Origin of the sequence: Bradyrhizobium sp. LTSP885, assembly GCF_000938305.1 — a bacterium.
GTDB lineage: Bacteria > Pseudomonadota > Alphaproteobacteria > Rhizobiales > Xanthobacteraceae > Bradyrhizobium.
On sequence record NZ_JYMT01000038.1, the window covers coordinates 340,386 to 356,607 of the forward strand.

12 protein-coding genes are annotated in these 16,222 nt (G+C 64.6%); 4 read left to right on the plus strand and 8 right to left on the minus strand.

The genetic code is table 11. The features are described from left to right. Positions 1–186: 186 nt before the first annotated feature. The gene (locus UP09_RS25375) at positions 187–1,785 is read left to right on the plus strand and encodes a glycosyltransferase family 39 protein (protein WP_044541013.1); all 1,599 of its coding nucleotides are present in this window, start codon (positions 187–189) and stop codon (positions 1,783–1,785) included. Between the two features lie 64 nt (positions 1,786–1,849). Here the strand turns inward: UP09_RS25375 and UP09_RS25380 are convergent, their stop codons facing one another. The 5 genes from UP09_RS25380 to UP09_RS25400 form a co-directional block, all read right to left on the minus strand. Beyond that, on the minus strand, positions 1,850–2,176 hold the full coding sequence (locus UP09_RS25380) for an HPr family phosphocarrier protein (protein ID WP_044541014.1): 327 nt from the start codon (positions 2,174–2,176) through the stop codon (positions 1,850–1,852). Further along, positions 2,173–2,574, minus strand: coding sequence for a PTS sugar transporter subunit IIA (locus UP09_RS25385; RefSeq protein WP_044541218.1), 402 nt, complete (start codon positions 2,572–2,574; stop codon positions 2,173–2,175). Before UP09_RS25385 ends, UP09_RS25380 begins: the two co-directional genes overlap by 4 nt. A gap of 86 nt (positions 2,575–2,660) precedes the next feature. Continuing rightward, positions 2,661–3,227 (minus strand): HPr kinase/phosphorylase, encoded by a 567-nt coding sequence (locus UP09_RS37120; protein WP_082070272.1) that lies wholly within the window; start codon positions 3,225–3,227, stop codon positions 2,661–2,663. Beyond that, positions 3,224–5,029 carry a sensor histidine kinase gene (locus UP09_RS25395; protein ID WP_044541016.1) on the minus strand — a complete coding sequence of 602 codons (1,806 nt, stop codon included), beginning with the start codon at positions 5,027–5,029 and terminating at the stop codon, positions 3,224–3,226. Before UP09_RS25395 ends, UP09_RS37120 begins: the two co-directional genes overlap by 4 nt. A 114-nt stretch (positions 5,030–5,143) precedes the next feature. Beyond that, positions 5,144–5,845 (minus strand): response regulator transcription factor, encoded by a 702-nt coding sequence (locus UP09_RS25400; protein ID WP_044541017.1) that lies wholly within the window; start codon positions 5,843–5,845, stop codon positions 5,144–5,146. 238 nt (positions 5,846–6,083) lie between these two features. Between UP09_RS25400 and UP09_RS25405 the strand changes: the two genes are divergently transcribed. The 3 genes from UP09_RS25405 to UP09_RS25415 all read left to right on the plus strand — a co-directional run bounded on the left by UP09_RS25405 (position 6,084) and on the right by UP09_RS25415 (position 11,474). After that, on the plus strand, positions 6,084–6,818 hold the full coding sequence (locus tag UP09_RS25405) for a HugZ family pyridoxamine 5'-phosphate oxidase (RefSeq protein ID WP_044541018.1): 735 nt from the start codon (positions 6,084–6,086) through the stop codon (positions 6,816–6,818). A gap of 129 nt (positions 6,819–6,947) precedes the next feature. Beyond that, positions 6,948–9,545 carry a CHAT domain-containing tetratricopeptide repeat protein gene (locus tag UP09_RS25410; RefSeq protein WP_044541019.1) on the plus strand — a complete coding sequence of 866 codons (2,598 nt, stop codon included), beginning with the start codon at positions 6,948–6,950 and terminating at the stop codon, positions 9,543–9,545. 312 nt (positions 9,546–9,857) lie between these two features. Beyond that, the gene (locus tag UP09_RS25415) at positions 9,858–11,474 is read left to right on the plus strand and encodes a phosphoenolpyruvate carboxykinase (protein ID WP_044541020.1); all 1,617 of its coding nucleotides are present in this window, start codon (positions 9,858–9,860) and stop codon (positions 11,472–11,474) included. A 155-nt stretch (positions 11,475–11,629) separates the two neighbouring features. Here the strand turns inward: UP09_RS25415 and rocF are convergent, their stop codons facing one another. From rocF to UP09_RS25430, 3 genes are all read right to left on the minus strand, one after another. Continuing rightward, positions 11,630–12,604, minus strand: coding sequence for an arginase (gene rocF / locus UP09_RS25420; protein WP_044541021.1), 975 nt, complete (start codon positions 12,602–12,604; stop codon positions 11,630–11,632). Between the two features lie 66 nt (positions 12,605–12,670). Continuing rightward, on the minus strand, positions 12,671–13,489 hold the full coding sequence (locus UP09_RS25425) for an acyl-CoA thioesterase (RefSeq protein WP_044541219.1): 819 nt from the start codon (positions 13,487–13,489) through the stop codon (positions 12,671–12,673). A gap of 197 nt (positions 13,490–13,686) precedes the next feature. Beyond that, on the minus strand, positions 13,687–16,215 hold the full coding sequence (locus tag UP09_RS25430; protein ID WP_197082736.1) for a glycogen/starch/alpha-glucan phosphorylase: 2,529 nt from the start codon (positions 16,213–16,215) through the stop codon (positions 13,687–13,689). Positions 16,216–16,222: the final 7 nt, after the last annotated feature.

The following is a 16,222-nucleotide window of genomic DNA, read 5'->3' on the forward strand; positions in this document are numbered from 1 at the left end:
GGGCGCGGGATAGCATCCGCACCCCCGAGCGGCAACCATATTGCGGTATTTTGCAGCGATGTGACGGCGAATCACCGGGGTTTTGCCGCGAGCCTGCCGTGATCGATTTTCGGGCATGGTTCGGCATGGTCTGACGTTCACGCCAAGCTGATTCCACGGATGCGAAAAACGCGCTACGCACTGGCCATGTCGACTGCCTCATATCTCCCCACCGCATCACGCGCGAAGCGCAAATTGTCGCTCCGGCGGGCCGCCGCATGGCTCGTCTCGCGCGCGACCGATCCCAAGGCCGGCCTCTGGCTCGTGATCGGCTTCGCGCTGGTCCATGCGATGCTCTGGACGTTGATCCTGGTCAGGCTCAAGGCCGCGCAGGACGTCCATATGGACGTCGCGGAGGCCTATGCCTGGGGCCAGCGCTTCCTGCTCGGCTATGGCAAGCATCCGCCGCTGTCGGGCTGGATCGCGGGCGTCTGGTTCAGGATCTTTCCAGTCACCAACTGGTCGACTTACGCGCTCGCGATGGCGACCGTCAGCTTCGCGCTGGTGGTCTGCTGGCTGATCGCGCTACGCGTCGTCGACCGCCGCCGCGCGTTCTTCATGGTTGTGGTGCTCGCGCTCTACCCGATCTTCAATTTCAAGGGCTTCAAGTACAATGCCGACCTGGCGCAGCTGGTGCCGCTGCCATTGCTGGTGCTGGCCTATCTGAACGCGTTCGAGAAGCGCAGTGTGAAATCCGGCCTGTGGCTCGGCTTCGCCGCGGCGCTGGCACTGATGGCCAAATACTGGGTGCTGACGATGATCGGCGCCATCGGGCTTGCCGCGCTGATCCATCCGCAGCGAATGCAATTCCTGCGCTCGCCGGCGCCATGGGTCGCGATCGGCACGATGGTCGTGGCGATGATTCCGCATCTGGTGTGGCTGGAGGAGGTGGACTTCGCGCCGCTCACCTATGCCGGCGACGTCTATGCGCTGTCGAGCCGCGCGCTCAACGTCCAGCTCGTGATCGGCTATCTCGGGCACAATCTCGGGCTGCTTGCCGCGCCAGTTTTGCTCGGCCTGCTGGGGCTGTCACTGAGTTCGCTGTCGTGGCGGCCGGCGCGGATCTGGTGGCGTGGGCCAAATCCAGGCATCAATCTGCCGCAGGCGCTCAACATCTGGATCGTGCAGTCCATCGTCGCGATCGGGCCGCTACTCGGCGCGCTGGCGTTCACGGTCTATATCAAGACCGATTGGGGCATCCCGCTGTTCTTCCTGGTGCCGCTGGCGCTGATCGCGATTCCCTCGCTGCGGGTGCCGCGCATGGCGCTGTTCACGATCACGGCGATCTGGTTCGTGGTCACCATCGCCACGCTGGTCGGCGCGCCCTGGATCGCCAGACAGGAGATGGCGTCCAGCCACGCCGGTGCCTCGACCTATGCCGCGCGCTCCGAGCTGGCGCGCGAGCTGACCGAAACCTGGCAGGCCAGATTCCATTCGCGCTGGGCGGTCGTCGCCGCGCGCTCCGACATCAGCGAGCCGATCACGTTCTACAGCACGGATCATCCGGCAGCGATCACGCCGGGCGAAGTGTCGTCCGGACTGACCTCGCTCGATGAAGCCAGGCGTTACGGCTTCATCGGCATCTGCGACACGACAGATCCGGACTATTTGAAGCCGTGCGAGGCCTGGATGGCGGAGCACGCCAAGGATGCCGAGCCGCTGGTGATGACCACGCAGCGCTTCTTCCAGGGCCATCCCGGCCCCTCGACGATCTGGAAAGTCTATCTGGTGCCGCCGGCGAATTAATTTCTCTCTCCCCCCAAGTGCGGGGCGAGGGAGTGCACTGACGTCGCGAATAGATCGCGCGCGCTTACGTGCCTTCTTCGTTGAACTTGCCAGCGACGAGCTCGGCAATCGCGTCCAGCGCGGCCTGCGCTTCGGGGCCGGTCGCGGAGACCGTGACCGTGGTGCCGGGGCCGGCAGCGAGCATCATCAGGCCCATGATCGAGGTGCCGCCGACGGTCTCGCCGCCGCGGGTGACCCAGATCTCGGCGTTGAAGCGCTCGACCATCTGGACGAATTTGGCCGACGCCCGCGCGTGCAGGCCACGCTTGTTGACGATCAGGAGTTCGCGGGAGATGGCGCCGGAAGGCACGCTCGGGCCGACGTCGTTCGCGCCCGAGGCCTCGTCGCTCATTTGCCTGCGAGAACGCGGCTGGCGATGGTGACGTATTTGCGGCCGGCTTCCTGGGCCATCGAGATCGCGTCCGGTAGTGAGCGCTCCTCGCGAACCTTGGCGAGCTTGACCAGCATCGGAAGATTGATGCCTGCGAGCACTTCCACCTTCGGGCGGCTCATACAGGAGATCGCAAGGTTGGACGGCGTCCCACCGAACATGTCGGTGAGGATCGCAACCCCGTCGCCACTATCGACGCGATTCACCGCTTCGATGATGTCGCTTCGACAGAGATCGGAGTCGTCCTCGGCTCCGATCGTAATTGCTTCAATTTGTTTCTGCGGACCCATTACGTGTTCAAGCGCTGCCCTGAACTCGTCGGCAAGGCGCCCATGGGTCACCAGCACTAGACCAATCATCGGAAACTCCTCGCGGGCGCTTTTGGTGCACCGCACGAACGCGCCACTTTGACCATCCAGAGGCCCCGCGCAAGGGGGCATCTTGGCTAGTCTCCCTGTTCCTGGCGATAGAGAGGGGAGGCTGCGCCGACCAAATCGGACGCGATAGTGGAACTGATATGGTTACCAATTCCCTTCCCACAATCGGCGGCAAGGTTACGGGAACATGAACTTTCAGTTGTCGTCAGCGCGGCGACAACCAGCGGCAGGGGTTGGAAACTGGTTGCCACGGCAATTCTCGGTAATATAACACCATTAAGGCTGGTTTTGAGCGCTTCTGGCGGCGGCAGCCGTTCCGCGTCATCGGCGGCAAGGTCGACGACCAATCCCACCACAGCCTCCGCGACGAAGGCGCAATGGCGGATTCCGAGGCCGCGAATCTCGATCAAGCCGGCCAATTCGCGCGCCGGGCGAACCCACAATTGTTCGCCGGCTGTGTCGAGATGGACACGGTCGTCGCCGACCAAAATGGCCGGAGGGAGCTGTCCGGCGCGGCCGGCGAGAATCAGATCGAACGCCAGGCGCGACTTGCCGGCACCCGACGGCCCCCGGATCAGCACGGCATGGCTGCCGACCAGAACGGCTGACGCGTGCACGCTTGCCTTGCCGCTCATAGCGCCGGCAACCGGACCACGAAGCGCGCGCCGGCGACCGTGGGATTGCCGTCCTCGTCCGCCGGGCCCGGACGGTTTTCCGCCCATATCCGCCCGCCATGCGCCTCGATGATCTGCTTGGAGATCGACAGCCCGAGACCCGAATTCTGGCCAAAGCCCTGGTGCGGCCGGTCGGTGTAGAAGCGCTCGAAGATCCGTTCCAGCGCATCGACGCCGATGCCGGGTCCATCATCGTCGACGATGATCTCGATCTCGCCGCGGACGCGGCGGCAGATGATGCGGACCTTGTCGCCGGGCTTGGAAAACGACTGCGCGTTCGACAGCAAATTCGAGATCACCTGGCCGAGCCGTGAATCATGGCCGGGCAGCGAGAACGCGTCGTTCGGTCCGCGGCCCTCGAGGCGGATTTCAGCGGCGACGTCGTGACCGAGCCGCGTCTCGTTGGCAACGGTGGTCAGCGTCGTCAGCAGCCGCCGCAGATCGACCGGCGCCATGTCCTGCCGCTGCAACTCGGCGTCGAGGCGGCTGGCGTCCGAGATGTCGGAGATCAGCCGGTCGAGCCGCTTGACGTCGTGCTCGATCACGGCGAGCAGCCGCGCACGGCTGTTCTCGTTGCGCGCCAGCGGCAGGGTCTCGACCGCCGAGCGCAGCGAGGTCAGTGGATTCTTGAGCTCGTGCGCGACGTCGGCGGCGAACATCTCGATCGCCTCGATGCGGCTGTAAAGCGCGTTCGTCATGTCGCGCAGCGTTCCCGAGAGATGGCCGATCTCGTCGCGGCGTCCGGTGAAATCGGGGATTTCGACGCGGGTCTGGATGCGGCGGCGAACGCGCTCGGCGCCGTCGGCGAGCCGCCGCACCGGGCCTGCGATGGTGCTCGCAAGCAGCAGCGACAGCACGATCATGACGACGGAGGCGACGCCGCCGATCTTGAGGATGGCGAGGCGTTCGGACGTCACCATGTGGTCGATGTCGTCGCCCTGGGTGGTCAGCATCAGCGCGCCGCGTACGGCGCGGAAATGCTGCACCGGAACCGCGACCGAAACCACCACCGCACCGCGTTCGGTGACCCGCACCTTGCTGCCGTTCGTACCCTCGAGCGACTCCGCGACTTCGGGATAGCCCTTGCCGCCTTCCGGCCCGAGCTCGCGGTAGATCGGCAGGTCGCCGCGGTTGAACCAGGTCTTGATCGCGGTCTTGGTCTTCTCGAACAAAGACGGCTTTTCCGATGGCGGCGGCAGCTCGAAGCGCAGCACGTCGCCGCGCGCGAACAGATTGCGGCTGTCGAGGATCAGCCCGCCGTCGCGGTCGAAGATGCGGGCCCGCGTCTTGGTCGGTGCGATCAGGCGGCGCAGGATCGGCGCGACGCGCTCGGGATTGATCGGGAAGTCCGCCGATTCATCCGGCTGGCCAAAACTCTCGCCGGGCTTGAGGTCGAGCAGCCGGTCAGGATCGATGGTGACGGTATTGCCTTCGACGGTCGCCGAGGCCGCGATCGCCTCCGAGATGATCTCGGCATAGACCATCAGGCTCTGGGTCCGCGCCTCGATCAGTCCGGCGCGGAACTGCGAGAGATAGAGGATGCTCGCGACCAGCGCGACGAGGCCGGCGAGGTTGAGCGAGACGATGCGGCGCGTCAGGCTCGAGAACGACAGCGCGAAAAAAAACTGCCCGGCGCGGCGCAGCCAGCCGAGCGGACGGCGCCAGCCTCGGTCCCCCGGCTCATGTGCCACGACGTCCTGATCGATGGACTGCGACGTGTCCTCGCTGTTCAGGCCCTGGTGAGGCTGCGTTCGATCAAGCACAGGCAAAACTGCCGGTTGGTTTGGATGTCGTCCCGCGAAGCATATAATTGCCCGCGCGAGCTTACTGCAATCGCGCGGGCCGTGTCAGTCAGCAAACTGTCCGAAAAGCGCAGATCAGGCTTCCTTGAAACGATAGCCGACGCCGTACAGCGTCTCGATCATCTCGAAATCGTCGTCGACCACCTTGAACTTCTTGCGCAGCCGCTTGATGTGGCTGTCGATGGTGCGGTCGTCGACATAGACCTGGTCGTCATAGGCCGCGTCCATCAGCGCGTTGCGGCTCTTCACCACGCCGGGGCGGGTGGCCAGCGCCTGCAGGATCAGGAACTCGGTCACCGTCAGCGTCACCGGCTCGTTCTTCCAGGTGCAGGTATGGCGCTCCGGGTCCATCCGCAGCAGGCCGCGATCGAGCGCGCGGGCATCCGGCTCCTTCGCCGGCGCGGCCGGGTCCTTGGGCTGGCCGCGGCGGAGCACCGCCTTGACGCGTTCGACCAGGAGGCGCTGGGAGAACGGCTTGCGGATGAAATCGTCGGCGCCCATTTTCAGGCCGAACAATTCGTCGATCTCTTCATCCTTGGAGGTGAGGAAAATCACCGGCAGGTCGGACTTCTGGCGCAGCCGCCGCAACGTCTCCATGCCGTCCATGCGCGGCATCTTGATGTCGAGGATCGCGAGATCGGGCGGCGAGGTGCGAAACCCATCCAGCGCCGACGCTCCGTCCGTATAGGTCATGATCCGATAGCCTTCGGCTTCGAGCGCGATCGAGACGGAAGTGAGGATGTTGCGGTCGTCGTCGACCAAGGCGATTGTGGGCATGGGCTGCTTTCACAATGAGAGTGGTTTAAACGGCGGGCATTCCAGCAACGCGCCGTGTAAATGGGCTTCGAAGGCGGTCAACGAGCAATGCAAGCTGGGCTGAAGTGTGACCGAGTTCCGCAAAAACTCTTCTGCGGTCGAGGCGTTCCATTCCCATATAGCACCCTGCCGCCGGGAGAAAAGGTCCTTTTTGCAGCAAAAAAGAGCCCTTTCTGCAACAGGATAGCGTGACAGAGCCATGCAACCGACCGCCGATTTCGACCCCGCCCGCCTTGCCCGCTCGCTGCTGCGCCGCAGCCGCCAGGGGGCGCTTGCCACGCTGATGCCTGATAGCGGCGACCCCTATTGTTCCCTGGTCAATCTGGCCAGCCACCCCGACGGCTCGCCGATCCTGCTGATTTCGCGGCTGGCGCTGCATACCAAGAACATCCTGGCCGACAGCAGGGTGTCGCTGATGCTCGACGAGCGCGCCGAAGGCGATCCGCTGGAGGGCGCGCGGATCATGCTGGCGGGGCGGGCGGAAGAGGCTGCGGAGGGCGAGCTGGAACTCGTCCGCCGGCGCTATCTGGCTGCCCATCCCTCGGCGGAAGTCTTTGTAGAATTTACGGATTTCGCGTTCTTCCGGATTCGGCCGGCCGGCGCCCATCTGGTCGCCGGGTTCGGCCGCATCGTCGACCTCAGGCCCGAGCAGTTTTTGACCGATCTGGGCGATGCCGCGGCCCTGCTGGAGGCCGAGGCGGGCGCGGTGGCACATATGAATGAGGACCACCGCGAGGCGATGAACCTCTACGCCACGCGCCTGCTCGGCGCGGAGAGCGCAGATTGGATCTGCACCGGCTGCGACCCTGGTGGCATCGACACGCAGGCCGATCGCAGGACGTTGCGGCTCGATTTCCCTGACAGGGTCACCAACGGCACGGAGCTGCGCAAGATGCTGGTCCGGCTCGCCGGCGAGGCCCGCGCCAAAGGTTAATTTGACGGGATAATCCCGCGGCCTTGAACGGGCGTCGCAGCTGGCGCGACCCATGGCAGCGCTGCGAGGCATGATGTCGCACGGCCCTGGCCTCTCGCGCGATCATTGAAGCGGCAGAGCGAGACGTCCATGAGGTTACGCAATGATCTGGTCGTCGCGCTGTGGCTGGCGCTTGCCGCGAGCACCAGCCTGGCAGCGCCGTCATTCGCGCAGGCCGGCGACACCGCTGCGCTCAGCGCGAAGATCAACGCGCTCAGCCGCGCCGGCAAATATGCCGAAGCGATCCCGCTCGCGCAGGGCCAGCTCGACAGCCTCGAAAAGAAGTATGGGCCCGATAACCGCGACGTTGCGGCAGCGCTGAACAATCTCGCGCAGCTCTATGGCAGCCAGGGCCGCGACGCCGAAGCGGAGCCGCTGCTGAAGCGTGCCATCGCGGTTCTCGACAAGGTGTCGGGCCTGAACTCCGCCGACGCCGCACCCGAGTTGAACAATCTCGCCGCGCTCTATCAGCGGCAGGAGCGTTTTGCCGATGCCGAACCGCTGTTCAAGCGCGCGCTGGCGATCCGCGAAAAGTCGCTGGGCCCCAATCATCCCGATCTCGGGCAATCGCTCAACAATCTCGCGACGCTGTACGAGAAGCTCGGTCGTCACGACGACTCCGAGCCGCTGTTCAAGCGTGCGCTCGCGATCTACGAGAAGGCCGCCGGCCCCGAGCATCCCGCGGTCGCGACCTTGCTCAACAATATCGGCCAGGTCGACAAGGTGCAGGGGCGCTATGCGGACGCCGAACCGCTGATCAAGCGCTCGCTTGCGATCCGCGAGAAAGTGCTCGGGCGCGAGCATCCCGACGTTGCGCGCTCGCTCAACAATCTCGCCGACCTCTACGAGCGGCAGGGCCGTTACGCCGATGCCGAGCCGCTCTATCGGCGCGCGGTCGCGATCCGGCAAAGCGCGCTCGGACCCGACCATCCCGATCTTGCGATCTCGCTCAACAATCTCGCTTCGCTCTACCAGGCGGAAGGCCGCACCGCCGACGCACTGCCGATCGTGGAGACAACGATCGCAAACGGTCGCACGCAGTTGCGTGTGGCGCTGCCGGTGCTGCTCGCGGCACAGGCGCAGCAGATATTGCCTCGTGACAAGGCGCTCGACGCTGCGCTCAACGTGGTCCAGCGCGGCACCCAATCGTCGGCGGCATCGGCGGTGAACAAGCTCGCGGTGCGGCTCGCCGCCGGCACCGATCGTCTCGCCGAACTGGTGCGCCGCGATCAGGATCTTGCGGCTGAGTCCGATGTGCTGGACAAATCGCAGCTCGCGGCGGTGTCGAGGGATCGTGCGAAGCGCGATGCCGCGGCCGAGCAGCGCAGCCGCGCGCGGCTCGCCGCGATCGCAGCCGAGCGCGCCGGCCTGCAAAAGACCTTTGCCATCGAATTCCCCGATTATGCCGCGCTGTCGAATCCGTTGCCGATGACGGCCAGCGAAATCCAGTCGCTGCTCTCCGCCGACGAGGCGATGGTGCTGTTCGCGGTCGCCGAAAAGGAAAGCTTTGTGTTTGCGATCACCCGTGATCGCATCGACTGGAAACCCGTTCCGTTCGGCGCCGATGCGCTGTCCGCCAAGGTCGCGGCGTTCCGTCGCGGCCTCGATGTCGGCAAGGCGCGCGATGCGACCGGCAAGACCGGCCTGTTCGATCTCGCGCGGGCCAATGAACTCTACGTGACGTTGCTTGGTCCGGTCGACGCGCTGATCAGGGACAAGCGCAGCCTCCTGGTTGCGCCGACCGGCGCGTTGACAGCGCTACCATTCCATCTGCTGGTGACAGAGCCGCCCGCGGCCGCGATCCCCGAGACATTTGCCGGTTATCGCGATGCGGCATGGCTGTTGAAGCGGCAGGCGGTGTCGGTGTTACCGGCCGCGTCGAGCCTGAAGGCGTCGCGTGTGTTCGCGCGCAAGGAGGAGGCAACCAGGCCGATGATCGGCTTTGGCGACCCCTTGTTCAATCCGTCGCAGGATGAGGCTGGCGGTCGCCCGGCGACGAGGCAGGCGTCGCGCGCGCTCGTCACGTCGGCGTACACCGATTTCTGGCAGGGTGCCGGCGTCGACCGCGCGCGGCTCGCGACAGCGCTGCCGCAACTGCCGGATACCGCCGACGAGTTGAATGCGGTCGCGAAAGATCTCGGCGTTGCCGCATCCGACATTCATTTGGGCCGCGACGCCAGCGAAACCGCGGTAAAACGTGCAATGTTGGCCGATTACGGCATCGTTTATTTCGCGACCCACGGCCTTGTCGCAGGCGACGTGAAGGGTGTTGCGGAACCTTCGCTGGTGTTGAGTATTCCAAGACAGCCAACCGAGTTCGACGACGGTCTCTTGACCTCGAGCGAAGTCGCGCAGTTGAAGCTCAATGCCGATTGGGTGGTGCTATCCGCGTGCAACACGATAGCCGGCGACAAGCCGGGCGCCGAAGCGCTCTCCGGTCTCGCGCGATCCTTCTTCTATGCCGGCGCAAGGGCGCTCCTGGTGTCGCATTGGTCGGTGGATTCGGAAGCGGCCACGCGGCTGACGACATCGACATTCGATCGCCTGAAGGCCGATCCGAAGCTCGGCCGCGCCGAGGCGCTGCGCCAGGCCATGCTGGCCTATCTCAACGATGCCTCGTCGCCACGAAATGCATACCCGGCATTCTGGGCGCCGTTCGCCCTGATCGGCGAGGGGGCGGTGCGTTAGCTGGCACTATTTGTGCATCGCAATCTCCTGTTCTCGGGGAGAACAGCGACCGAAAGTCGCGCGACTCCTTTGAAAACAACAGGAAAGCGAAAGCAAAACGAAACAGTGCCGCATTGCGGTATTCGCATCAGACGATGTGCCTGCCTTGGAATAAACCAAAACCCGGTCGAGTAGCTTGGCAAGCCCGGCGATCCCCACTATTAGGTCGCCGGACCGAGGCCGGAAGGCTATATTTCACAGGCGGTCACCGCGTCGGGGCGCGTTTAGCGACATTCGCGCGAACAAGGATACGCGGGTTCGAGGAGGTTCTTCGTGCAAGAGACGGGCGTGCATAACGGTGCCTTCGGTGCCGATAAATTCGGCTTAAAAAATCTCAAGGGCGTGCACTGGAACTACGGTGCGCCGCAGCTCTACGAGCATTCGCTGCGATCAGGCGAAGCGGTGCTGTCGGCCGATGGCGCGCTTTGCGCCGATACCGGTGAATTCACCGGCCGCAGCCCGAAAGACAAGTTCACGGTTCGCGACGGCCTCACCGACAAGTCGATGTGGTGGGCCGGCAACCAGTCGATCACCTCGGAGCAGTTCGCCACGCTCTATGCCGACTTCATCAACCATGCCGAAGGCATGACGCTGTTCGCGCAGGATCTCTACGGCGGCGCCGATCCGACCCACCGCATCAAGACCCGCGTCTTCACCGAGTTGGCCTGGCATTCGCTGTTCATCCGCACGCTGCTGATTCGTCCCGAAGCGTCGGAACTCGCGAGCTTCGTGCCGGAACTCACCATCATCGACCTGCCGAGCTTCCGCGCCGATCCGAAACGCCATGGCTGCAAGTCGGAGAACGTCGTCGCCATCGATTTCGCCCGCAAGATCGTCCTGATCGGTGGTTCCTATTATGCCGGCGAGATGAAGAAGAGCGTGTTCACCACGCTGAACTTCTATTTGCCCGAGAAGGGCGTGATGCCGATGCACTGCTCGGCCAATGTCGGCCCCGACGGTGACACCGCGATCTTCTTCGGCCTCTCCGGCACCGGCAAGACCACGCTCTCGGCCGATCCCAAGCGCACGCTGATCGGCGATGACGAGCATGGCTGGAGCGAGGACGGCGTCTTCAATTTCGAAGGCGGCTGCTACGCCAAATGCATCAAGCTGTCAGGCGAAGCCGAACCGGAAATCTATGCCGCCAGCAAGCGCTTCGGCGCCGTGCTGGAAAACGTCGTGCTCGACGCCAACACCCGCGCGCCCGATTTCGACGACGGCTCCAAGACCGAGAACACCCGCTCGGCCTATCCGCTGGATTTCATTCCGAACGCCTCGCGCACCGGCTGCGCGCCGCATCCGAAGAACGTGGTGATGCTGGCCGCCGACGCGTTTGGCGTGATGCCGCCGATCGCCAAGCTGACGCCGGCGCAGGCGATGTATCACTTCCTGTCCGGCTACACCGCGAAGGTCGCAGGCACCGAGCGCGGCTTGGGCAACGAGCCGCAGCCGGAATTCTCGACCTGCTTCGGCTCGCCATTCCTGCCGCGCGATCCGTCGGTCTATGGCAATCTGCTGCGCGAGCTGATCGCCAAGCACAATGTCGATTGCTGGCTGGTCAACACCGGCTGGACCGGCGGCAAATACGGCACCGGCCGCCGCATGCCGATCAAGGTGACACGCGCGCTGCTCACCGCCGCGCTGAACGGTAGCTTGCGCAACGCCGATTTCCGCACCGACAAGTATTTCGGCTTCGCGGTGCCGACCTCGCTGCCGGGCGTCGAGCCGCATATCCTCGACCCGATCAAGACCTGGGCCGACAAGGCCGAGTTCGACAAGACCGCGCGTGCGCTGGTCGGCATGTTCCAGAAGAACTTTGCCAAGTTCGAAGCCCAAGTCGACGCCGACGTCCGCGCCGCCGCACCGGAAGTGAAGCTCGCGGCGGAGTAGGCCTGATCGTCATTCCGGGGCTCGCGTAAGCGAGAGCCCGGAATCCATCGGGCCGCAGCCTTTGAGGTTGAATGGATTCCGGGCTCGACGCGGAGCCTGTCATCGGGCCGCGCTTTGCGCGGACCCGTTGGCGTCGCCCCGGAATGACAGCTGAACTACTCCCCCATCTCCGGCAGCACCGCGTTGCTCGGCGTCTGGCGGTCGGTGATCTGCAGGCCGAACAGGCTGCCGATCAGTTCGACCGCAACCCGCGCGGTGCGGCCGCGTTCATCGAGGAAGGGATTGAGCTCGACGATATCGAGCGAGCGCACCAGCCCGGAATCGTGCAGCAGCTCCATAATGAGATGGGCTTCCCGATAAGTCGCACCGCCAGGCACCGTGGTGCCGACACCGGGCGCCACCGAAGGATCGAGGAAGTCGACGTCGAACGAGACATGCAGCACACCGTTCTTCGCCTTGACGCGGTCGATCACGCGGCGGATCAGCACGGCGACACCGAACTCGTCGATCTGGCGCATGTCCGATATCGAGACGTTGCGCTGCCGCAGCAATTTGCGCTCCAGCGGATCGATCGAGCGCGCGCCGATCACATCGAGCTGGTCGGGCGGGATGGAGGTGCGCGGCAGCCCGCCGAGCAGGTCGTCGAACCCGTCTTCGCCGCACAGGAAAGCCGCCGACATGCCGTGCATGTTGCCGGTGAGGGTGGTGGCCGGCGTGTTGTAGTCGGCATGCGCGTCAACCCACAGCGCGAACAGCGGCCGGCCCTTCTCCTGCCAGTAGCGTGCGACGCCATTGATCGACCCCATCGACAATGAGTGATCACCACCCATGAAAATTGGAATCGCGCCGGTATGCGCCAGCCAGTAGGCGCGTTCGGAGAGCGCGCGGATCCAGGTTTTCACCTCATCGTAGAATCTCGTGTTTGCCGGCACTGGGCCATCGGCGACGACGGCCGGGATCGCAAGGTTGCCGTGGTCGTCAACGTGAAAACCCAGCTGCTCAAGGAGCCGCGCGATCCCCGCGGTGCGCAACGCGTCCGGTCCCATCAGCGGGCCGGCCTGCGATGCGCCAATCTCGATGGGAACGCCAAGCAGCGCGATGCGCTGGGAGTTTGGTAGGGCTTCGGACATATGTCACGGCCTCGTAGGGAGTGAAGACGGCGCGACTGCGCCGTTGCCTACCCTACGCTTTCCCGCTCAGGCCTTGAAATAGGCGATTTGCGTCGTGGTGGCGAGCAGGCGGCCGGCCGGCGACCACAATTCGCCATGCTGGTCGCCGTAACTCTTGTGGAAAATCCGGGCGTCGGCGACGGCAAGCAAGCGCGTGGTGTCCTCCGCCTCCAGGTCGGCCGCGTCGACGTGGAAATAGGTCGTCAGCGAGACCGTGCCGAACGGCACCAGTTCGCGACGCGCATGGAACACGCGGCCGAAGAAGGCGTCGGACATCGACATCAGCGACAGCGCGTCGACCTTGCGCGGCACGCGGTCGGCAATCCACATCTTCGAATAGGCGCTCAACGGGGCCTTCGCCGCGCCGCTGCCAAGCTTCGGGTCACCCTCGATGAAACGGAAGTCGTATTGGTTGGCCCAGGTCATCGCGAGTTTTGGATAGGGCAGGGTCTGCTCGAACGGCGTCGCGCCGGGAAAGCTGGCCGGCTGGTGCGACCATGACGGGCGACGTTCCGCGAACACGGCCGTCGCCAGTGTCGCGACCTCGCCGCGGCCCTGCGTCATCTCGACCGACCAGTGCTGGCTCGACCGGTTGGCCTTCACCAAACGGAGATCGAGATCGAAGGTGCCCTCGGCGATCGGCGCGCAATAATTGACGGTCAGCGCCAGCGGATCGCCGGCGCGTTGCGGATGCTGCATCAAGGCGCGCAGGATCGTCGCGGCGGTGCAGCCGCCGAACGGGCCGACAAAGGCCCAGTAATCCGGGCTGGTCCGCCCCTGCCAGCGGCTGTCGCCGGCCGTGATCGCGGTGGCTTCGTCGAACAAATGCGGGGTCTTGGTGAGCATCAAATCCTCAAATGCAATTCGTGCCGCCGTCATTGCGAGGAGCGAAGCGACGAAGCAATCCATCGGTCCGCATATGTGAGGCGATGGATTGCTTCGCTGCGCTCGCAATGACGCTCAACAAGCAATATCGCGGGCAACCACGCCGAATTCAATGACGTCAGACGTAATCGATTTCCGTGCCCCGGGATGACCGCTTGTTACCCCTTCGCCTCGCGCTGGGTGCTGAGCACCGGCGGCGCGCTCGGATGCACCGGCACGTGCCAGACATCCTCGGCATATTCGCGGATGGTACGGTCGGAGGAGAACCACGGCATCCGCGCCACGTTGAGGATCGAGGCGCGGGTCCAGGCCGGGATCACCTGCCAGCGCGCGTCGATGCCACGCTGCGCCCCGTAGTAGGACTCGAAGTCGGCCGAGACCATGTAGTGGTCGAGATAACGCAGCGCATGCCCGATCGTGGCGAAGCGGGCGGGATCGCCGGGCGAGAACTCACCGCTCTCGATGGCGCGGATCGCGCGCTCCAGCCGCGGCGAGTTGCGGATCGCGTCGCTGGCATCCAGTCCCTGCTTGCGGCGGACCATGACGTCGCCGGCCTCCAGGCCAAAGATCGCGATGTTTTCCTCGCCGACATTGTCGCGGATCTCGATGTTGGCGCCGTCGAGCGTGCCGATCGTCAGCGCACCGTTGAGCGCGAGCTTCATGTTGCCGGTGCCGGAGGCCTCCATGCCGGCGGTGGAGATCTGCTCGGAAAGGTCGGCGGCCGGGATGATCACCTCGGCGAGGCTGACATTGTAGTCGGCGAGGAAGACGACTTTCAGCTTGCCGGCGAGCGCCGGGTCGTTGTTCACGACCTCGCCGACGTCGTTGATCAGCTTGATGATCAGTTTTGCATAACGGTAGCTTGCCGCCGCTTTGCCCGCGAAAATCTTCACCCGCGGCACCCAGTTGGCCTGCGGATCATCCTTCATCGCGTGGTAGAGCGCGATCGTCTCGAGGATGTTGAGCAGCTGCCGCTTGTATTCATGGATGCGCTTGATCTGTACGTCGAACAGCGCCGACGGATCGACCTTGATGTTGTTGCGTTCGCCGATCAGCCGCGCCAGCGCCAGCTTGTTGTGGTGCTTGACGTCGCGGAAGCGCTGCTGAAATCCAATATCGCTGCTGTGGGTCTCGAGCCGTTCCAGCAGCGAAAAGTCGTCGAGCACGGCCTCGCTGCAGGTCTCGCGCAACAGCGCGGTCAGCCTCGGATTGGCCAGCATTAGCCAGCGGCGGAAGGTGATGCCGTTGGTCTTGTTGGTGATGCGCTGGGGATAGAGATGATGGAGGTCGTGGAACACGGTCTCCTTCATCAGGTCGGAATGCATCGCCGAGACGCCGTTGATGCGGTGCGAGCCGACGAAGGCGAGCTGGCCCATCCGCACGCGGCGACCACTCCGTTCGTCGATCAGCGACACCGAGGCGCGATACTCGATGTCGCCGGGGCAGCGTTCCTCGGCGAGCGCGAGATGCTGCACGTTGATCCGGTAGATGATCTCGAGATGCCGCGGCAGCAGCCGCTCGAACAATTCGACCGGCCAGGTCTCCAGCGCCTCCGGCAGCAGCGTATGGTTGGTGTAGGACAGCGTCGCGACCGTGATCTTCCAGGCCTCGTCCCAGCGGAAATTGTGCAGGTCGACCAGGATGCGCATCAGCTCGGTGACCGCGAGGCTCGGATGGGTATCGTTGAGCTGCACGGCCGCCTTCTGCGCCAGGCTGCGCAACTGGCCGTCGGCGGACAGATGCCGGTTGATCAGGTCCTGCAGCGAGGCCGAGACGAAGAAATATTCCTGGCGCAGCCGCAGCTCGCGGCCCGCCGCACTCTCGTCGTTCGGATAGAGGAATTTGCAGATCGCTTCGGCGCGCGCCTGCTCGGCGCTGGCCGAGACGTAGTCGCCAGAGTTGAAGACGTCGAGCCGGAGCGGATCCGGCGCATGCGCCGACCACAAACGTAGCGCGTTGACGTGCTGGCCGCGCCAGCCGACGATCGGTGTGTCGTAGGCCATCGCTTCGACGGTTTCCGTCGGCTGCCAGGTGGCGCGATCGCGGCCGCGGTCGTCGACATGGTCGACATGACCGCCGAAATGGATGTTGTAGACCACCTCGGGCCGCTGGAATTCCCAGGGGTTGCCGAATGCGAGCCATTCGTCGGGATATTCCTGCTGCCAGCCCTGGTTCATGATCTGGCGGAACAGGCCGAAATCGTAGCGGATGCCGTAGCCGATCGCGGGGATCGCAAGCGTTGCCATGCTTTCCATGAAGCAGGCGGCGAGGCGCCCGAGGCCGCCATTGCCGAGCGCCGCGTCGGGCTCGCATTTGCGCAAATCGGCGAGGTCGACGCCGAGATCGCCGAGGGCGGCCTCGAACACCGGCAGCAATCCCATATTGTTCAGCGCGTCGGTGAACAGGCGGCCGATCAGGAATTCGAGCGAGAGATAATAGACGCGCTTGGAGCCGGCGTCGTAGCTCCGCTTCTCGGCGGTCAGCCAGCGATGCACGATACGGTCGCGCAGCGCCAGCGCAGCCGCCTTGTACCAGTCGCGCCGGGTCGCCATGCCGGCGTCCTTGCCGATCGCAAGCCGGAGTTTGGCCAGGATCGCGCTCTTGATTTCGCCCAGCGCCAGCTCGTCGACCGGCTGGTTCAGTGCCGGGTAGTTTACTTTTTCCTGCAACGCGCCAATCCCCGCCATTCAAACT